This is a genomic window from Virgibacillus indicus (assembly GCF_002266285.1).
GTDB classification, from domain to species: domain Bacteria; phylum Bacillota; class Bacilli; order Bacillales; family Amphibacillaceae; genus Virgibacillus_K; species Virgibacillus_K indicus.
Window position 1 is genome coordinate 978,501 of record NZ_NPMS01000001.1, and the last position, 20,295, is coordinate 998,795.

Annotated in this window: 20 protein-coding genes and 1 riboswitch; of the genes, 8 read left to right on the top strand and 12 right to left on the bottom strand. The window is 39.4% G+C overall.

From position 1 onward, the window contains the following. Positions 1-54 precede the first annotated feature (54 nt). The 6 genes from CIL03_RS04980 to CIL03_RS05005 are packed head-to-tail and all read left to right on the top strand — an operon-like array spanning position 55 to position 3,475. Complete coding sequence (locus CIL03_RS04980) at positions 55-516, top strand: hypothetical protein (RefSeq protein ID WP_094884110.1); 462 nt, start codon at positions 55-57, stop codon at positions 514-516. A 19-nt stretch (positions 517-535) separates the two neighbouring features. Continuing rightward, positions 536-1,015 carry a stage V sporulation protein AC gene (gene spoVAC, locus CIL03_RS04985; protein WP_094884112.1) on the top strand — a complete coding sequence of 160 codons (480 nt, stop codon included), beginning with the start codon at positions 536-538 and terminating at the stop codon, positions 1,013-1,015. Next, positions 1,015-2,031 carry a stage V sporulation protein AD gene (gene spoVAD / locus CIL03_RS04990; protein ID WP_094884114.1) on the top strand — a complete coding sequence of 339 codons (1,017 nt, stop codon included), beginning with the start codon at positions 1,015-1,017 and terminating at the stop codon, positions 2,029-2,031. The genes spoVAC and spoVAD overlap by 1 nt, the downstream gene beginning before the upstream one ends. Further along, positions 2,028-2,378 (top strand): stage V sporulation protein AE, encoded by a 351-nt coding sequence (gene spoVAE, locus CIL03_RS04995; protein WP_094884116.1) that lies wholly within the window; start codon positions 2,028-2,030, stop codon positions 2,376-2,378. Before spoVAD ends, spoVAE begins: the two co-directional genes overlap by 4 nt. Before the next feature lie 13 nt (positions 2,379-2,391). Next, the gene (locus CIL03_RS05000; RefSeq protein ID WP_094884118.1) at positions 2,392-2,592 is read left to right on the top strand and encodes a DUF1657 domain-containing protein; all 201 of its coding nucleotides are present in this window, start codon (positions 2,392-2,394) and stop codon (positions 2,590-2,592) included. 22 nt (positions 2,593-2,614) lie between these two features. After that, positions 2,615-3,475 carry a DUF421 domain-containing protein gene (locus tag CIL03_RS05005; RefSeq protein ID WP_094884120.1) on the top strand — a complete coding sequence of 287 codons (861 nt, stop codon included), beginning with the start codon at positions 2,615-2,617 and terminating at the stop codon, positions 3,473-3,475. 206 nt (positions 3,476-3,681) lie between these two features. Here CIL03_RS05005 and CIL03_RS05010 read toward each other — a convergent pair whose 3' ends face one another. The 8 genes from CIL03_RS05010 to CIL03_RS05045 form a co-directional block, all read right to left on the bottom strand. Beyond that, positions 3,682-4,665, bottom strand: coding sequence for a zinc-binding dehydrogenase (locus tag CIL03_RS05010; protein ID WP_094884122.1), 984 nt, complete (start codon positions 4,663-4,665; stop codon positions 3,682-3,684). Between the two features lie 5 nt (positions 4,666-4,670). Next, a complete protein-coding gene (locus tag CIL03_RS05015) occupies positions 4,671-5,603 on the bottom strand; it encodes an ArsA family ATPase (RefSeq protein WP_094884124.1) in 933 nt (310 codons plus the stop codon). 27 nt (positions 5,604-5,630) lie between these two features. Beyond that, the gene (locus CIL03_RS05020) at positions 5,631-5,888 is read right to left on the bottom strand and encodes a cory-CC-star protein (protein WP_094884467.1); all 258 of its coding nucleotides are present in this window, start codon (positions 5,886-5,888) and stop codon (positions 5,631-5,633) included. Between the two features lie 40 nt (positions 5,889-5,928). Next, a complete protein-coding gene (locus tag CIL03_RS05025; RefSeq protein ID WP_094884126.1) occupies positions 5,929-7,668 on the bottom strand; it encodes a carbon starvation CstA family protein in 1,740 nt (579 codons plus the stop codon). Positions 7,669-7,827: 159 nt separating this feature from the next. Beyond that, positions 7,828-8,295, bottom strand: coding sequence for a helical membrane plugin domain-containing protein (locus CIL03_RS05030; RefSeq protein WP_094884128.1), 468 nt, complete (start codon positions 8,293-8,295; stop codon positions 7,828-7,830). Beyond that, positions 8,288-11,233 carry a formate dehydrogenase subunit alpha gene (gene fdhF / locus CIL03_RS05035; RefSeq protein ID WP_094884130.1) on the bottom strand — a complete coding sequence of 982 codons (2,946 nt, stop codon included), beginning with the start codon at positions 11,231-11,233 and terminating at the stop codon, positions 8,288-8,290. The genes CIL03_RS05030 and fdhF overlap by 8 nt, the downstream gene beginning before the upstream one ends. A gap of 220 nt (positions 11,234-11,453) precedes the next feature. After that, positions 11,454-12,833: a Glu/Leu/Phe/Val family dehydrogenase gene (locus CIL03_RS05040; protein WP_094884132.1), complete on the bottom strand. Its 1,380-nt coding sequence runs from the start codon at positions 12,831-12,833 to the stop codon at positions 11,454-11,456. Between the two features lie 95 nt (positions 12,834-12,928). Then, a complete protein-coding gene (locus CIL03_RS05045; protein WP_094884469.1) occupies positions 12,929-14,350 on the bottom strand; it encodes a hypothetical protein in 1,422 nt (473 codons plus the stop codon). Between the two features lie 835 nt (positions 14,351-15,185). Here CIL03_RS05045 and CIL03_RS05050 point away from each other — a divergent pair. Further along, on the top strand, positions 15,186-15,536 hold the full coding sequence (locus CIL03_RS05050) for a YflT domain-containing protein (protein ID WP_094884134.1): 351 nt from the start codon (positions 15,186-15,188) through the stop codon (positions 15,534-15,536). A 48-nt stretch (positions 15,537-15,584) separates the two neighbouring features. Here CIL03_RS05050 and CIL03_RS20225 read toward each other — a convergent pair whose 3' ends face one another. The 4 genes from CIL03_RS20225 to CIL03_RS05065 all read right to left on the bottom strand — a co-directional run bounded on the left by CIL03_RS20225 (position 15,585) and on the right by CIL03_RS05065 (position 19,441). Beyond that, positions 15,585-15,710 carry a hypothetical protein gene (locus tag CIL03_RS20225; RefSeq protein ID WP_276282284.1) on the bottom strand — a complete coding sequence of 42 codons (126 nt, stop codon included), beginning with the start codon at positions 15,708-15,710 and terminating at the stop codon, positions 15,585-15,587. A gap of 77 nt (positions 15,711-15,787) precedes the next feature. After that, entirely contained in the window at positions 15,788-16,360 is a 573-nt protein-coding gene (thiT, locus tag CIL03_RS05055) for an energy-coupled thiamine transporter ThiT (RefSeq protein ID WP_094884136.1), read from the bottom strand. A 155-nt stretch (positions 16,361-16,515) separates the two neighbouring features. After that, positions 16,516-16,619, bottom strand: a riboswitch (TPP riboswitch). A 59-nt stretch (positions 16,620-16,678) separates the two neighbouring features. Then, positions 16,679-18,457 carry a M3 family oligoendopeptidase gene (locus tag CIL03_RS05060; RefSeq protein ID WP_094884138.1) on the bottom strand — a complete coding sequence of 593 codons (1,779 nt, stop codon included), beginning with the start codon at positions 18,455-18,457 and terminating at the stop codon, positions 16,679-16,681. Positions 18,458-18,613: 156 nt separating this feature from the next. Next, entirely contained in the window at positions 18,614-19,441 is an 828-nt protein-coding gene (locus tag CIL03_RS05065) for an N-acetylmuramoyl-L-alanine amidase family protein (RefSeq protein WP_094884140.1), read from the bottom strand. A gap of 291 nt (positions 19,442-19,732) precedes the next feature. On the opposite strand from CIL03_RS05065, the gene CIL03_RS05070 reads away from it, so the two are divergent. Next, entirely contained in the window at positions 19,733-20,269 is a 537-nt protein-coding gene (locus tag CIL03_RS05070) for a YceI family protein (RefSeq protein WP_094884142.1), read from the top strand. Positions 20,270-20,295 lie beyond the last annotated feature (26 nt).

Sequence of the window (20,295 nt, forward strand, 5' to 3'; positions counted from 1 at the left end):
GGGGTTGGTTCGCCAGCCTCGTTACAGCTCACATCAATGAAAATAGGTGAGATCATGAAATACAAAATAGTGTTAAGCGTTTGTTTGGTATTATTGCTGATTGGCTGTGGAAAGGATTCAGTGCTGGAACCAACCAATGATAAAAACACAGACATCGAATTGAAAATGATTAAAGCAAATACCGGAATGGATCAGCATATTTCGAATCAGGCAAAGGAACTTCTCAGCAGCTATGATGCCATAACTTCCGTTAAAGCAGTAAATGATGAGAAAAATCTTCTCACAGCAATTGAGGTCCATCATAACAAGCGATTCAATCTGAAAAAAATACAAAAAGAACTGACAAAAGAATTGGAAAAGAAATTTAAAAACTTTCACGTGGAATTAACATTGGATAAGAAGTTAGTTTTAGAGCTCGATAAGCTGGAAAAAGCGATGGAGTCTGGAGATATCTCCAAAAAAAAGCTGAAAAAGGAAATAAAAAAACTTACGAAACTGTCTAAAGAACAGGCGTAGTGAAGTGGGTGGAACGACTATGGCAGATAAACAGAAAAAAAACTTGCCACCGGATGCTCAGAATTACCAGGCATTTCAACAGCAGCGGGAAACAAAAAGGCCGTTATTTAAAAATTGCATAAAAGCATTTCTTGTTGGTGGATTTATTTGTTTTATTGGTCAAATCATTTCCACTTTTTACATCTATTTCTTTAATTTCACCGAACAGACTGCCGGGAATCCGACTGTCGCTACATTGATTTTTATTACCATGCTGCTGACAGGATTTGGTGTATATGACCGGATTGGCCAGTTCGCAGGTGCCGGTTCTGCTGTACCAGTCACTGGATTTGGCAATGCTGTTATTTCTTCTGCAATTGAACATCGTACAGAGGGCTTTGTCTTAGGAGTTGGGACGAATATGCTGAAATTGGCTGGACCAGTTATCGTATATGGTGTATTCTCTGCTTTTGTTATTGCACTTATAAAAACAATATTGATTAAGTGGGGTGGATTGTAGTGCTGGTGGGACACCAAACATGGATCTTTGAAAATAAACCCGTCATTTTAACAACGGGAACAGTTGGAGGCCCATTTGAGGCCAAGGGAAACATTCCGGAAGACTTTGATATCCTGCATGATGATACATGGCTGGAGCAGGCTTCTTTTGAAAAGTCACAGCAAATGATGATGGAGGAAGCATGTCAAATAGCGGTTAAGAAAAGCAGTATTGAAAAAGAACAGGTAGAATTTTTCATTAGTGGTGATTTGGTTAATCAAATTACCCCAACCAGCTTTGCTGCTAAAACCATGGATCTTCCCTACTTTGGACTATTCAGTGCCTGTGCTACTTCAATGGAAAGCCTGGCATTGGCTGCATTTATTATTAATTCCAATGGAGCCAATTATATTTTAAGCGGGACATCCAGTCATAATTCGGCAGCTGAAAAACAATTCCGATATCCGACAGAATATGGTGGACAAAAACCGCCAACTGCCCAATGGACAGTTACTGGCGCTGGTTGTGCCCTGGTTGCTAAAGACGGCAAAGGACCGGTGATAACCTCAGCTACAGTAGGTAAAATTGTAGATATGGGGATTACAGATCCGTTTAACATGGGTGGGGCAATGGCTCCAGCTGCTGTAAATACAATTGAAACACATTTCAAAGAGCGGAATCTGGATCCATCCTATTATGATTTAATCATCACAGGAGATCTCGGGCACATTGGCAGAGAAGTCTCGCTGGATCTTTTAAGAGAACGTGGTTTGAATATTACAAATGAGCAATATGTTGATTGCGGACTTACCATCTACCGGGAGGGACAGCCAGTATTGGCTGGCGCTAGCGGTCCTGCTTGTTCAGCGGTCGTTACATATGGCCACTTCTTAAACCAACTTAAAAAAGGAGAACTTAATCGGATCCTGGTTGTTGCAACTGGAGCTCTGCATTCTCCATTAAGCATACAGCAGAAAGACCCAATCCCCGGTATTGCACATGCAGTCTCAATAGAATCAGGAAGTGATGAATTATGATATTTTTTTGGGCATTTGTTGTAGGAGGCATAATCTGTGTCATTGGCCAGATTATGTTTGATGTATTTAAACTAAGCCCTGCCCATACATTAAGCATTTTAGTTGTCTCTGGTGCTATTCTTGATGGTTTTGGATTATATGAGCCGTTAATTGATTTTGCAGGTGCTGGTGTAACTGTACCGATAACCAGCTTTGGTAATTCATTAGTCCATGGAGCAATGGCTGAAGCAGAAAAGCATGGTCTTGTTGGTGTTGTGACTGGAATGTTCGAAGTAACGAGCGCCGGTATATCTGCTGCAATTATATTTGGTTTTATTGGTGCATTGATTTTTAAACCAAAAGGATAGGGGGTTTTAAGAAATGACCGTTGGATCACAGGTGAAAAGCTGTTTTTCATCAATTAAAAGTGCAGAAGCAAGTCTTAAATTATTAGAAAGCAAAACACAGGATCCACAAGCACAAGTCGCTTTTAACTATGCGAATCAGCTGATTGCTGAAGTGAAAAGTGATTTGCAAAAACAAGTAATTCAGCTCTCGAAGGAAGAACCACAATATAAATAAATCTTGAAAGGAAATGTTGCCAATGCCAGGATGGATAGAAATTGCCATTAGATCCTTCACCCTGCTTATTGTTTTATTTTTCCTTACAAAATGGCTTGGTAAAAAACAGATATCTCAATTAAATATATTTGAATATATTTCCGGCATCGTTCTTGGAGGAATCGTAGCAATTCATTCTATTGATACAGAAGCAAACATTGTCTATGGTTTAATAGCTATGTTCGTCTGGTTTATTATACCGTTTGCGGTCGAATACTTTTCACTTAAAAGCAAAAGCTTCCGCAACTTTTCTCAAGGCAGAAGTACCGTATTCATACAGGATGGGAAAATAATGGAGGATAATCTGAAAAAAGAAGGGTATTCCACAGATGATCTGCTGGAAAAACTGCGAGACAATAATGTTTTCTTAGCATCTGATGTTGAATTTGCTGTACTTGAGCCTTCAGGGACACTGAGTGTATTGCCTAAAAAGGAGAACCAGCCTCTTACTGCCAAAGATTTAGGTCTGAAGCTTGCACCAGAGAAAGAACCACAAACCGTAGTTATGGATGGTAAAGTATTGCTGGAGCCATTAGCCAACCTGTCACTGAATACAAATTGGCTGGAAACTGAGCTGGATAAAATGAATGTAAGCATCGAAAATGTTTTTCTCGGTCAGGCAGATAATAATGGTCAACTAACTATTGACTTATATGATGATAAAATTGCAGTACCAAGCCCAACTGAAGCCCCTCTTCTCTTAGCAACGATGAAAAAATGCCAGGCCGACCTGGAATTATTCGCATTAGCAACTGAAAATGAAGAGGTTAAGCGAATGTATGAGGAAAACAGTAAAAAGATGCAGCAGGCGGTTGATAAGGTTATGCCATATTTGAAAGAATAGATAATCCTTTTTGTTGCCTTCATTATGGAAATTTTTTAGTTAATAAAGTAGCTCTATGTGACATTTCATTTAATTCCGAGCTTACTTTGGCCCATTGAACTGCTCCTTGTTCGGATTCGGCAATGAACCAGGAATTCACAAAAGCTTTAGATACGCTTAAAAGCAGAAAAGCTAGTATCTCACTAGCTTTTCAATTGGTGTTAATGCTATTTATTTATTTGTAAAGCAATCTTGCCAAACTGCTTATTTTTTTCGAGATAATCGAATGCATCACTAGCTTTTTCCAGTGAATAAACACTGTCTATAACTGGGTACAGCTTAAAATTCTTTACATGATCGAGCATTGCTCGAAGCTCCTGTCTGCTTCCCATCGTTGACCCAATCAACTGATATTGACCATAGAAAAACTTGCGTAAATTTAAATCTATATGATCATCAGTGGTGGCACCAAACGTAACTATCCGTCCACCTTTTTTCAATACTTCCAGTGAACGGTTAAAGGTCGCACGTCCAACACTATCAATGACTAAATCAACTGTTTCTTCCGCTAATTCCTTAGCCCAATCACAATTCGTATCCAGTACTATATCCGCACCCAGTTCTTTGGCTTGCTGCTGCTTTTCCTTGCTTCGTGAAGTTACAATCACTTTCGCTCCAACATTTTTGGCGAAGGCTATCAAGTATGTTGCGACACCACTCCCAGCACCTGGAATAAATACGGTATCTCCTTCTTTCACTTTTCCTTTCGTAAATAATGCGCGATATCCAGTTAATCCTGACAAGGCAAGGACACCTGCCTCTTCCCATGATAGGTGCTCCGGTTTCTTTTCAACTTGCTCAGCAGACAGTACAATTTTCTCAGCAAATGTTCCATGGTCAGGCATACCGAGAATATCAAATTCCTGTGGTGGAGCATCACTGTTTTCATCCCAGCGCAATGCTGGGTTGATAATGACTTCATCACCTATCTGTAATCCTGTGACAGCCTCACCAACGGATTCAATTACCCCCGCACCATCAGAGCCAAGAATTAATGCTTTCTTCTTTTCTCCCCTTCTATTAGGAATATACAAATCACGCCGGTTTAAGCCAGCAGTTTTTAATGCAACTACAACCTCATCCTCCCCTGCTGTTGGTTCCTCCATTTCTATCAGCTTCAGTTCTGAATCACCGTGTACAAATGCTTTCATTCAATTCATCCTTTCTGGTAATAGCTGCTGTATTCCTCCAGCTGTGCTTTATTTGTTATATCATGTGAAAACAATGGTACATAAATTAAATTTTTCTCTTTAAAATCCTTTTCAATCATAGCTAAATATTGTTGTTCATGCTCTTTTCGCCTCAGCAGAAACTCTCCATCTGCATGTTCCGGGAGTACTTTATTTACGATAATTGTTTTCACATGCAGATGGTATTTATCAAGTAATTCAATAGCCTTGTTTGTTTCCAGAATTGACAGCCGTTCCGGATTCAGCACGAATATAAATCCGGTTTGGCTGTCGTCTAGAAGAACTTCCCTGGCTGCCTTAAAACGGTCCTGTCTTTCTTTCAATACATCGTAAATTGGATCTTCAATCGGCTCACCATCATTCAGCAGCTGTGTATAATTTTCATTGGTCTTTTTGCGCTTCTGAAGCATCCCTTCGATCCAGATTCCCATCAGCTCCGGCAGGGATAAAAGCCGGATGGTATGACCTGTAGGTGCTGTATCAAATATAAGTTTATCAAACTTCCCTCGTTCATCTAAAATAATTGATATCAATTTATCAAACAAAGCTGCTTCGTCCGCTCCGGGTGATGCTTTGGCTGTATCAAGCTGGCGATGGACTTCCTCCATCATTCCCGAATGTACAATTCCCTTAATATTTTCCTTGACACCTTTTATATACTTATTCGTTTCCACTTCCGGGTCTATTTCCAGTGCATATAATTGATCTGCAACCTTCGTTGTTTTACCGCCAATTGACTGATTAAAAATATCCCCAAGATTATGCGCCGGATCTGTGGAGACGAGCAATGTTTTATACCCTTCCCCAGCTGATTTCCAGGCAATTGCAGCAGCAGAGGTTGATTTGCCCACCCCTCCTTTTCCACCAACAAAAATCACTTTTTTATCCAATTCCTGCATAATATATCTCCTTTAAGTTATAAAAATCTAGCAGCAGCGTATACCGCTCAGGGGTGATTTCTCCATGCCCATGCGTAAATGCCAGTCATGGAAATTTTCAATCATATATGGATAAAGCTCCAGTGTAAAATAATAAACCGGGTTTGGGATTCCAATCATTTCAGAGTAAAGCAATAGGAGAAATAAATCATCTTCATTTCTCAGTTCCCTCGCAATTTCCTGACGATGCGGCATACTTAACACTTCTTCGTAATATTCTATCAACGTTTTCAATTTATCCAGCATCATCACTCATCTCCCCGTTTTATGCTAAATTGGCCCTTTTTTATTCGTCTTCTTTTATCGGACCATCGAAATTTTTCGTCAAAGCACCAAAAGCTGTTAAAATAATCCAGACTGCAAATACAAATGTAATTGCCCCAAGAACAAACAGCAGCATATTCGATTCAGAACCAAACCATGACCATTCAAATATTACCTGCTGGAACATGGCAATTAATGTCATAAAGAGGACAAAGATCATAGGAATTAGTGTAATAGCGTAATTTCTTCCAAGCCGCTTCAGCCAAATAGAAACTAACAAAAGACTTATTCCTGCCAGCAGCTGATTCGCAGTGCCAAATAATGGCCATAGCAGATATCCGCCAGACCCAAACCCCTTAGGACCTTCCGGCAAAAGAACAAGAGCTGCACTTGAAACCACTGCAATGGATGTCGCAACATGTGTCTTCGATAATGCAGGAACTTTATATTCCATACCCAGTTCAGCAATGATATAACGCATTAATCGAACCGAAGTATCCAGTGTAGTCGCAGCAAAGCTTACAACGATAATAGAAACAATAGTTGAAGCTACATCTGTTGGGATCATCAATCCCGAAGCCAGTTTACTTGCACCCTCTACAAATACCCCCAGGCCAGCACCATTTGATGCAGTAAAGCTGGAATAGGTTGCCAAAAATTCATCTTTACTCGGGAAGAAAGTTATCACGGCGATGATGGCGACGAGAGCCAGTATTCCTTCACCCACTGCTCCAAGATACCCTACAAAGCGTGCATCCGTTTCTTTATTTAATTGTTTGGATGAAGTACCTGAAGACACCAGGCCATGGAAACCAGATATCGCACCACAGGCAATTGTTATAAACAGCAATGGAAACCATGAGACATCATTGGCGGCAGGATTAGTAATTGGTGCAGTAATTTCAGGATTTACAAAAAGCAGACCCAAATACAAAATCAACAGTCCCACAATAAGCTGATGTGAGTTAATAAAATCCCGTGGCTGCAGTAGTTTCCATACAGGCAAAGTCGATGCAATATAAACATAAATCATCAAAATTATAATCCAGATGAAAAACGCTGTCGAGACAGAACCAAGACCGAATAATCCAGCTCCATCTTCACCACCCATGTATTGCACCAGATCAATCTGCAGAAAACCCACTTTACTTGCCACAACTGCTGTTAGATACATGACTGCAAGGGCTATTAATGATGGAACAAGCATTTTTTTGTTTTTCTTATATACAGCATACCCGATCCAGATTGCAAGCGGGATTTGAATAAATACTGGCAATACACTAGCTGGATACGAAATAAATAAATTAGCAATTACCCAGGCAAATACTGCGTTTACCATCAAAACTAAAATAAGAATGATAAATAAAAACAATATCTTTGCCCGCTGCCCGATTAACCGGTGGGCAAGGGTTCCGACAGATTGTCCCTTATTACGGACAGAAAGCACCAATGTTCCAAAATCATGAACACCCGCAGCAAACACCGTTCCCAGTATTACCCACAGGAATGCTGGAAGCCAGCCCCAATATACGGCTATTGCAGGACCGACGATAGGAGCTGCACCAGCAACAGATGTGAAATGATGTCCCCATAATACAAATCTGTTCGTTGGCACAAAATCTACGCCATCCTTATACTTATGTGCCGGTGTAACATAGCTGGGATCAAGCCGGAATATTTTTTCTGCAACAAACTTAGAATAATAACGGTAACCTAATGCAAATACAATCATTCCAATAATAGCAACTAATATACTTGGCAAAACTGATTCCCCCTTTGTTTTTGATTAAACCAAGGTTTTCAATATTCATTTTCTATTTAACGCTATGTTCAGATTATTTAATTTAGTACAAACACTTATTTCTTCTTCGATTAAGTAAACACTGCCGCTAACTTATAAAAAGCAGCGGCAGTATTCTGTTTAAATCTCCTTGCCCATTCCCTTTAAGAAGGAGAGCAGGAGTGTAATGCTCCGATTAATATCCGGATCCTTTAACGCCTTGATCATGCCCATATAGGAAGTCTCTTCTGCATCTGAGTTTCTAGCTTCTTTCATTCCATGATTAAGTTTATCGGTAAAATAAAATAATTCTTCCACTTTCAGCTGTCCAAGAAATAAAAACAGGTCACTTAAGTTTTCCAGAGTAGCTGAATATTGTGGTTTGTTTAGCTCCTGAACCATATTTTCCAATGCATCCTCCCGGTGTTTTATGAGTGCAGTAATTGTTTCCAATGCATCACTTTCCTCAAGAGCTGCAAGCAGATCGATTCCTTTCAGAATAGCCTCTTTATTTTCGCTGACTTTTCTGGAAACCTCTGCTAAATCCTGTTCCTGTTTAACGCTCTCAGGTACTTCTATTCGCTTTATTTTTGAAATTGCTTCAGCCATCCTGCTTCACCACATTTCCAGGAAATGTATAGTCTTTACGATTCCATTTTCTTTCAACTTGTACGCCTTTTTGCGGCTGGCGGTTACCTCTGCGATGGTTGTGATCAGGCAAAGGACTTTTTCCTTTTTTCTTGATTACTTCCATTTTCACAGCAATTTCCTTGTATGCCGGAGTGTTTGTATCTTTATCAACCCTGTTATCGGTCAAATAATTTACAGCCGATTTTCCATTTGCATTCAGCGGCAGGTACAGTTCTTTTCCCCGTACGCGGTCAGTGATGTGAATGATTCCCGTTGCTTCACCTGCTTCAGAGGTCAATTTAACCTCTGCCCCTTCCTTGATTTCTCTCTCCTCTGCCAGCTCTGTTGAAATTTCAATAAAGGATTCAGGCATCTCCCTGACAATTCCAGGTGATTTGAATGTCATATTTCCTTCATGGAAATGTTCCAGCATCCGGCCATTATTTACATGAAGATCATATTCTTCGTTCGTGCTGTATTGTAATTGAAAATCAAGTGGATACAATTTTGCTTTTCTGTCTTTAAAAGGAAAACCATCCTTAAATAACAGTGGTGTATCTGTTCCATCCCTCTCGACCGGCCACTGGAGACTATTATAGCCTTCAAGCAAATCATAGCTGACTCCAGCGAAAAGTGGTGCAAGTGACGCAGCCTCATTCATTATTTCTGATGGATGCTTATAATTCCATCTATATCCCATTTCATTTGCTAAATCCTGTAAAATGATCCAATCTGGCTTTGATTCACCAACAGGTTCCAATGCCTTATACAAACGCTGGATTCGTCTTTCGGTATTCGTGAATGTACCCTCTTTCTCAAGACTTGGTGCAGCTGGCAAAATAACATCGGCATATTGTGCTGTATGTGTTAAAAACAAGTCCTGCACTACAAAGAAATCAAGCTTTTCAAATGCTGCTGTAACATAGTTAATATTCGCATCAACTATTCCAGTATCTTCACCTATGACAAAAAGTGAATTCAGCTTTCCTTCATGGATGGCATTGATCATTTCATGGTTATCCTTGCCTGGCTCAGCAGGTATTTCTGTGTTCCAAGCTTTTTCATAACGGTTCCGGACTTCATCATCAGCAACTTTCTCATACCCTGGGAAGAAATTCGGCATACTGCCAAAATCACTGCAGCCCTGTACATTATTATGACCGCGCAGAGGGTATGCTCCTGTTCCATTTCGCATATAATTTCCGGTAATCAAAAGGAGATTTGAGATAGCTGTACTTGTATCACTTCCCAATTGATGCTGCGTGACTCCCATCGCCCAGCAGATGGCTAACTTATCAACACTGGCAATCTCCTTGGCTATTTCGATTAATTCATTCTTGGAGATACCTGTCAGTTCCTCTGCATATTCCAGCGTAAATTTACTCAGGCTTTCCTTATATTCTTCAAAACTATTAACCCATTTATCAATAAATGTACGATTTTCAAGACCCTGGTCGATAATATATTTTGTTACAGCGGAAAGCCAGACTAAATCTGTACCACTATTTGGCTGAAAGAAACGATCCGCGCGCTGACCCATCTCATGCTTCCGCAAATCAAAAACGAATAGTTTTTGACCGAATAATTTCTGAGAACGTTTAATTCTTGACGCTAGAACTGGATGAGATTCTGCAGTATTGGAACCAATAGTAATAACCATCTCCGCTTCAGCAATATCATTAATGGATCCTGAATCTCCTCCATGTCCAACCGTACGGAAAAGTCCCTTCGTTGCAGGCGACTGGCAATACCGTGAGCAATTGTCCACATTATTTGTGCCAATTACCTGACGTGAGAGCTTTTGCATCAGGAAAGATTCTTCATTCGTACATTTGGATGAGGCAATAAAACCAAGTGAATCTGCCCCATGCTCTGCTTTAATCTCATTAAAGCGCTTGGCAACGTAGGATAATGCTTCGTCCCATTCCACCTCTTGAAAATAATCATCTTTCCGGATCAATGGTTTAGTTAATCGGTCCTCTGAATTCACATAGTCCCAGCCAAATTTTCCTTTTATACAAGAGGAAATTCCATTGGCAGGCGAATCTTTTTGGGGTTCAACTTTTAATATTTTACGATCCTTTGTCCAAACATCAAATGTACATCCGACTCCGCAGTATGTACAAACCGTTTTTGTTTTCTCAATCCTTTCCTCTCTCATCGATGCTTCCGTGTCCGAAACAGCAAACAATGGTCCATAACCAGGCTCTGTTTTCTTTGTCAGTTCAATCATCGAACGCAGTAGACCCGGAGATTGGTCTGTCATATATCCAGCTTCACCAATTATTGAGTTTTCCATTAAGGCATTACAAGGGCAAACGGTTACACATTGTCCGCAGCTGACACAGGAAGACTGATCTATCGGAACATCATTATCCCAAATAACACGCGGCTGTTCACGATCCCAGTCAATTAAAAGTGTTTCATTTACCTGTACATCCTGACAAACTTCCACACACCTTCCGCATAAAATGCATTGGTCCGGATCATAGCGGTAAAAAGAGCTGGAATTATCCTGCTGATAGTGTTTTGACTGAAAAGGCCTTGATTGATGCTCCAGCCCAAACTCAGCTACAGTATTATGAATCTCGCATGTTCCATTATTATAATCACACACCGTGCAGTACAATTCATGGTTTTCCAGAATTCTGTCCAAAGCTTCCTTTTGTGCTTTTTTTGTTGTTTCAATAACCGTATTTACATACATACTATCTGTAATAGCGGTGCCGCATGCTCTAATTATTTCACCATTCACCTCAACCATGCATGTATCACATGTCTCTACGGGACCCAGTGATTCGTTATAACAGATTTGCGGAACAAATTCATCTGTTGTATTAATTAATTCCAGGAGATTCTGCCCAGGTTCAGCTAAGTATTCTGTGCCGTTAATGGTCACAACAATATGATCTTGCATCACTTACTCCTCCCTTTTTAAATTTAATAATTAGGTGCATTATTATATATATGTCCAATGCCCTTAATTAACAAAGTTAAAACTGTAATTTTAAAAATATTTCAAATATAGTTGACCCTGTAATTGTATAACGCTAAAAGCCGAAATCTTTTTTTGATTTCGGCTGTTCGTCACGGTGTATATTTTTTCATATAAATCTTGCAATACATAATTCCTTTTTTTAATACAGCTTACCCTGGCGATACAGAATAGTTGATAATTTCATTACTGAATGGATATAGCAATTTTGTCTTAATGGAAAAGGATCTCCAAAATACTGTGGCAATACCGTATCAAATGTTTCTTGCATTTTGGTAAATAGCTTACTGAATACTTCTTCCTCGCTATAAAATTGTGTTTCCCTGCCCTGCAGCCATTCAAAATAAGAAACGATTACCCCACCCGCATTTGCCAGGATATCCGGAACAATTACCTTTCCTTTATCACTTAAAAATTTGTCAGCATCACCGGTAATAGGAGCGTTCGCACCTTCAACAATTATTGGTGCTTTTATTGATTCCATATTTTCCTTATGAATCTGATCCTCCAATGCTGCTAAAAACAATACGTCTACATCAAGCAATAGCAATTCCTGGTTATCTCTAATGTCTGCCTTTACGTTTGCTTCTTTCAATTCCTCTTCATTTGTTGGCAGGTCACCGTTATTATTCTCAGTAAACTTAACTAAGCCAGGTATATCCAGTCCGTCTGAATTATACAGTGTTACGTTTCTGTCACTCACTGCAACAACTTTATTATTGAGATGATTACACTGAAAAGCTTCTAACGCAGCAACCGATCCAACATTGCCAAAGCCCTGGATGGCTATAGTCAATGATTTGTCATAATAGTCCAGTGCTGTTTTTGCAAATTTATTATCACGCTCCGTAAGCCATTTATGCTGCTGCTTCATAAAGTCATGCATCAAATAACGAAACGTAAAATATACCCCTTTTCCTGTGGCTACTCTTCTCCCAAGAGAGCCGCCATTTGCCACACTTTTACCTGTAAAACTGCCTCGATAGTTTTGCCCGGGATTAATACTTTTATATTCTCCCATCATCCAGTCCATTTCTCTTGCCCCTGTACCGACATCAGGTGCTGGGATATCTTTATCCGGTCCTATAATCTGACTGAAATACTGCACATATTTTCTGCATATTAAGTTAAGTTCTTTAGCTTCATATTCTCTCGGATTAATAACAACTCCGCCTTTTCCACCACCAAAAGGCACATCATGCAACGCATTTTTCAATGTCATTAACGAGGAAAGATTCACCACTTCATCTTCATTAACAGATTCATGGAAACGTATTCCGCCTTTATATGGCCCTAAAATATTATTGTGCTGCACACGAAATGCTGGAATACGCACGACTTTCCCGTTTTCAAGAGCGACCCTTAAAAATGATTTACTAACATGATTTGGTGTTGAAAGAATTGATACCAATGAAGTAAAAGCCTTTTCCCTTGCCTGTTCCTTCAATTCAGGCAAAAATGTTTGATCATCCAGTAGAGCATCAAGCGATTCTTTCACGATTGTTCCAGTTTTATTTGCCATGATTATTACCTCCAGCTGCAACTATAAATTTGCTTAATTTTTAGTGTAACAAAAGTACAATACAGAAACCAATGAAAACGCTTCCTATATATGAGTTAAAGTAAAAACACTGCTGCCAGGGTAGCTAGAACCAGACCAATAATAACAGGGATGAAATTTTTTCGGACTAAGTCCATTACAGATACCCCACAAAAACCTGCGATTGCAATGAGTGAGGACCAAGCAACAATTGTTCCTCCGCCAGTCCAGATTGCTCCCATTTGTCCAATAGCTGCAAGTGTTCCCGCATCAATCGAACTGTTTTCAAGCGATGCTGCAATTGCACCGGTAAGCGGCAGGCCTGAGAAACCGGAACCATCCAGTCCAGTTATTATTCCAATAATCAGTACACTTAATGCAGCCAATAGGGCACTTTGCGGTAAAAACTCCTGCGTTGATTGAACAAGATCGAATAGTAAACCAGGCGCACCTTCCTCTACACCCAGAATCGCACCCGCGAAATCAGAACTTCCTAAAAAGAAGAATCCGGCAATTGGTATAACTGGGCCCATTGCCTTAAAGGCAAATACAAAGCCATCTGTTATATGGTTGCTTATATAATCAAGGGCATGCTGTTTTCCAAAGGCAATTGTTGACAGCAGCAGCAGGATAACAGCCACTCCACCAACAAAAGCAGCCCCGTCTCCTCCTTCAAATCCGCTCATTCGACCCGATAGCAATTTCGTATAAATCATATAAATCACAACAGCTAATAACGCAAGTGGAACCATAATTGCGAATAATTTGCTCCATGTGTTTAAATGTCTTGCTCGTGCTTTATTTTTTGATTCTTCCTGAGACTGCAGCGCCTGGAGATCTAACTCATTTCGATTATCTTCTCTTGAACGAATGGTTTTCCTGTAGAGAAAATAAGCAAATAGAATTGCAGTACCACCTGCGATCAGTGATAAAATCAAAGCTTTATCTGCTACTAATGCTGTATCAATTCCAGCTGATGCAGCTGAAATGCTTGGTGCTACCTGAACAATATAATCTGAGGACAAGGCCATTCCTTGCCCTGCCAGAGCTACCGCAACAGCTGCAGTCATTGCCGGAAGTCCAGCTCTCACTGCTGCAGGTACAAGCAATGCACATATTAAAGGAACTGCAGGTGTCGGCCAGAAAAATAATGAGATAACATAGGTCACCCCAACCAAAACAAAATAGGATACATGACCATTTATCATCAATTTTTGAATTGGCTGGATCATCCTCCGGTCAGCTTCTAAATCACGCAATGAATGCAGTAATGCCATCATAAAAGTAATGATCAGAAATATACTGAAAAGTTCCTGTGCAGCTACCAGATTTGCATTAAATATTGCTGTAAAGCCATCAACAAGACTTCCTTTATAGACCCATGCAATCACAAACGTGCCAAGTAATGACGGTAAAACTACTCCCTTGCGAAAAATCATTGTACAAATGATGATTAGTGTAAATAATCCATACAGCCAATGGGATAGCGTTAGCTCCATTTCCATTTCTACTCTTCCTCTCATGATGAATAGTCCTATAGCCTATGCGAAAGGAAGAAAAAACGCTACCATTAAAAATGGAGACTCTTTTCATAATTTTAATTGGTTATAAATCATTACCGTTGATAGAAATTGCGAACTCACTCATCAAGGTAATGAATGCCCGAATCCGGGAGAAAACTTTTGTATTCGTACACTCATCAAGACTATGAGTGTTCGAATCCGGGAGAAAACTTTTCATTCGTACACTCATCAAGGCTATGAGTGCTCGAATGCGGGAGAAAACTTTTCATTCGTACACTCATCAAGGCTATGAGTGCTCGAATGCGGGAGAAAACTTTTCATTCGTACACTCATCAAGGCTATGAGTGCTCGAATGCGGGAGAAAACTCTTCATTCGCAGACTCATCAAGGCAATGAATGCTCGAATGCGGGAAAAAACTTTTCATTCGTACACTCATCAAGACTATGAGTACTCGAATGCGGGAGAAAACTTTTCACTCGTACACTCATCAAGGCTATGAGTGCTCGAATGCGGGAGAAAACTCTTCATTCGCAGACTCATCGAGGTTATGAGGGATAAATCAAGATGATATGCGTAGAGAAGGTAACATAGAAGCTGGGATTTCAGCAGTTGCTTGTCCTGCATCGGTAGTTCCATTACTATTTAAAGTTACGTCGCAGTCTATAGATTTTGTGTTAATAACAGCTTTTCCCGGTGAGGTCATCCCATGGTGCAGTCCCAATCTTTGAGAAATCAGTCAATAGGAATGATGTTTATTCCTTTTGCACATGGGAATAAGATAATTAGATTTCTTATTAGGAGGAGATTTGATTGAAACCATTCGTAAAAGAATACACAAATGATGAGCAATTACAAAATGCTGTGGCCTTATTGAAGGATAACGGCGTAAATAAAGATGATGTTTATATTCTCTCACATGATGATGATCGGACAGGCCGTATAGCAGATAATGCAGATGCAAACACAGTAAGCTTTAAGGAAATGGATTTTACAGAGGCAGTAGGAAATATGTTCAACAGTAAAGGGGACGAATTACGTTCCAAGCTTCAGGAAATGGGATTCTCTACAGCAGAAGCAGAGAATCTTGAAGAGGACATGGATGAAGGAAAAGTACTATTAATGGTAACGAATAATGAAAATGCAGGCAGCTATTTACTTTAATATAATTTGGACAGCTTCAGGCGCTGAAGCTGTCCTTTTCTTCTACAATTATTCTTCTTTTTCAGCACATTCATTGCAGAAAAGCTTGCCATTATCCTGTACCCCATCAAAAAATCCATTTTCACAATAAACATTTTTGCCGCAAGATGTACATTTACCTATTAATTCACGCAAGGATATCATCTCCTGAATAGTAAAAGGTAATCTCTTTATCTAAGAGATTACCTTAATGTGAGCAGATTTACAATTTGTTAGACTGCGTTCAGCAGGGTTCTTGGCTGTTTATAGAATAGGAAATACACAATAACTGCACTGATCAGGAATCCCGGAAGCATATAAGAACCATTATAAATCAGGGAATATAACCATACCGGCTGCCCCTCTGGAGCATATTCACCGAAAAATACAATTCCACCGGTGAAATGTGCCAGAAAACGCAATGTTGAACCAAGCAGTGTTCCTAGTAGAATGTAGGATAAGGTTGTACCCGCTTTCCCTTCCTTCGTAGCTTTTTGTATTGGCCCAGCAAAGATTCCTGCCAGTCCCAGCACAGTGAATGCTACAATATAGTCAAGAAAACCTTGTAGTGGCACAAAAATTGTCGGTCCGAATAGCAATTGTAAAACACCCCAGAGAAGTCCGGCCAGAAGTCCACCCTTCAGACCCCAGCGGAATGCGACGATAAATATTGGTATCATGGCGAATGATACGGAACCACCTTGTGCCCATACTTTAAATGATAGAAATGGCAGAATATCCAGCAATAATGCCATTGCTGCAAATATCGCCACTTCAATTAAAAACAGTGTTCGTTTTGAACTCATAATAACTTCCTCCCCTTTTTAATGCGAATTCAGAATACCAGATGACCAACTGCGGTTGCGCGATCAGGGCCATCAAAGCTTCTTCAGGTACAACAAAAAAAGCAATGCCAAGGGGAAGATTTCCTGATGGGGAATCCGCTCACATTACTTTTTTCCATCAAAAAAACCACCATCCCTACGCTAGTACTAACTAACAGGTTCAAAGGGTAAGAACATTTACATGTTCACTCTCAGCCAAATGGCTCCCCCTGAAGGCTTTTTATATGCTTTTTTATGTTATTTTAATTGTATCTTTTTTATGGGAAAATAACAAGCTTTCTATAGTGAAAGAAATTCATTAACATCTTCTACACATAGTTTTATAGCATTCTCCCAGAAATCTGGTTTTGTTAAATCAATATTCAAATGCTTTTGAGCCAGATCTTCTACATTCATTCGTCCAGTGTCACGCAATAATGCAATATAATCATCCTCAAAGCTTCCACCTTTTTCTTTAGCATATGCATAAATCCCAAGGCTGAATAAATATCCAAAAGTGTATGGAAAATTATAAAAAGGTGTTCCTGTAATATGGAAATGCAGTTTAGAAGCCCAGAAGTTCGGATCATAGTCTTCAATTGAATCAATATAGGCTTCTTTCTGTGCATCCACCATTAATTCATTTAAGCGGCTTACCGGAACTAGCCCTTGTTTTCTTTCCTCATAGAAATTATTTTCGAAAATAAAACGTGCATGGATATTCATGAAAAATGCGATGCTGCGCTGAATTTTGTCTTCAAGCAATGCCATTTTTTCCTGTTTATTTTCGGCACTTTTTACAGAAGCATCAGCGACAATCATTTCAGCAAATGTAGATGCTGTTTCTGCCACATTCATCGCATATCCCTGGTTCAAGCCATTAACATCATTCATTACATGCTGGTGATAGGCATGGCCCAGTTCATGAGCGAGTGTTGAAATATTGGATGATGTACCAGAATACGTCATGAAGATACGTGTCTGTTCACTGTCAGGAAAACTTGTACAAAATCCACCTGGACGCTTGCCAGGACGATCATCTGCTTCAATCCAGCGTTTATCGAAAGCCATTTGGGCAAAGTCTGCCATCTTCGGACTGAATTCACGGAAATGATTCACAATGAAATCTGCCCCTTCAGTATAGCTGGTTGTTTTTACTGAATCAGACAATGGTGCACCGATGTCATACATGCTCAATTTTTCCTGTCCTAAAATTTCAGCTTTCTTTTGCAGATATGCTGCGAAATGTTTTTTGTTTTTTGTTATCGCAGTCCACATTGCATCAAGGGTTTCCTGCTTCATCCGGTTAATGGCAAGTGGTTCTTTTAAGACACTCTCCCAATCGCGATGCTTATATTTTTGAAGGCGGAACCCTGCAAGATGATTTAATGTTTGACTGACTATATCAGCCTGACCCTTCCATGCCTTGTCCAACTGTTCAAATACATGTTTACGGACAGCACGATCCGGATTGCTCAATTTATTGGATGCCTGACCGACCGAATAGGACTTAAATTCTCCTTTTTCTTCGATTTCCACACTCATATTCCCAACAATCGTATCATACATTTGACTCCACCCATGATACCCGTCCACTGCCAGATCGTTAATTAATACTTCCTCTTCAACAGAAAGCTTCTCTTTTGCCTTTTCTCTATTTTCATTTAATATAAAAGCTAATTCCTTCAGTTCGGGATGTTTGAGAAGCTCTTCCCATTTTGTGTCATTAATTTTTGCCAGCTTTTGCTCAAAGTTTGTTCTGATTTCATCCATTTCTGCTTTTAATGAACTTCTTTTACCAACCAGCAGAGTTGCTTTAACATCTTTTACATCCTGAGCACTCAAGCAGCTTACAAAAGCAAATGCTTCACGTAATTTTTTCCATGCGCTTTCAAGCTGCTTCGTTATAGCTGTTAAATCTGCCGCATTTCCTTCATCTGGCTTAAAACTATTCACAGCTTTCAGCAGCTTTTTCATATCGTCCTGTACATTTGCCACATATGTATGAAATTCTTCGGACTCACTGCCACCTGGGAAAATAGCCTCTAAATCCCATGTAGGATTATACGTCTGTTGCATCAAATCGCTCCTTAAATATTGGTATATTATTTTTTTTACCCTATCATTACATTATACCGAAAAATCCGAATGTTTTCAGCAAAAATAAGGCTGTTCCAAAAGAACCTTGCATCCCTTCTAATTTACAAGGGGCTCTTGAGGAACAGCCTCACGCTTTTACTTTTCTGATAATAATGCATTTGTCTTCGGGTGGGCGTATATTTGCACCTTGCCAAAATCTCTTGTTTCAATGATATATACATGATCTTGAGTGCTGCCAATAACCTCGTATCTCAAACCTCCAAATTTCCTTGGGTTTAAATACCCTTTTTCATTTCCTTTTACAGGAACAGCATTCAGTGGGTATACCCGCCAGGACGAAGCACTTACTGGTAAATGAAGATATCTTTTCCTCTCTTTTTTCGGGGATAGTTTATTTGTTTTTCCTATCTGATAGGAATAGCCAGCAAACTCACAAAAAGCTTTTACAACTGCTTCAGCATACGTTTTATAATATAAACTTAATTGTGTTATATCATCCCTGTTTGAATCAGCAAATCCATATTCAATTATATTTGTTACAACACTTCCAGTTTCACGGTTCATATAATAATAATCCTGTTTTGATTTGCCAGGCAATGTTCTGGTGAAGACCCGCCGGATATTCTGGCCAGAATCCTTTAAACCTTTTGCAATCGCTTCTGCCATTTTCTTTCCACCATAAATAGAATGGATCACTTCTGCACCGTCTCCTCCCCCGGCATTGATATGATTGGAATGACAATATACTGCACCACTCTCTCGAATAATTTTCGTTCTTTGTGACGGAGTTAGTGTCTGATCATTTCTACGTGTCAACATCACTGGAACACCTAGCTGTCGATAACGCTCGTATTGATACAGAGATATCTTCAGATTCAAATCCTTTTCCATCCATAATTTATTGGATCCACCGCCTGGATCATTACCTCCATGACCCGGATCAATAATTAAAAAAGGCTTCATTTTATTTTCTCCCTCCTATTAACTCTATCTACTCTATATTCGAAGTTTATAATGAAAAAGGGGCAAAAAAAGATAAAGTTTAAAATAGACATGCAGGGGTATTCTATTAATAGTCTTTGTTAAAGGAGTGTTTCAGTACCCTGTAGAACATAAATAAAGTGCATAAAATTTTCACTAACTATTTTTAAATTTTGTTTTGAAAAAAATTACTTGACAGTATTAATTTATAAATGTATACTTGGTTACAGAAAGTAAGTTAGATATTAAAAATTATAATTGGAGTGATTAGATATGGCAAAAACAACTTGGACAGTAGATACAGTTCACAGTGAGATTGGCTTCTCAGTAAAGCACATGATGATTTCTAAAGCAAAGGGAACTTTTGAAGATTTTAGTGCAGTAATTGAAGCAAACCCAGAGGATTTAACAGATTCAAAAATTGAAGTAACTATTGACACAGCAAGCATTAACACAAGAAACGAAGACCGCGATAATCATTTGCGTTCTGCAGATTTCTTTGATGCTGAAAACCATCCAAAAGTTACATTTGTCGCAACTGATATCAAGAAAAAATCAGACAGCAACTATGATGTTACAGGTGATTTAACTATCCGTGGAACAACTAAACCAGTTACACTTGATGTTAACTATGAAGGACAAAGCAAAGATCCAATGGGCGGCAATACTGTTGCAGGATTTAGCGGTAAAACAAAAATTAACCGAAAAGAATTTGGCCTGACTTGGAACGCAGCTGTTGAAACTGGAGGAGTTCTGGTCGGCGAGGATGTAACAATCAACTTCGAATTGGAACTTCATAAACAAGACTAATAAATACAGTTTTCATAAAGAACAGG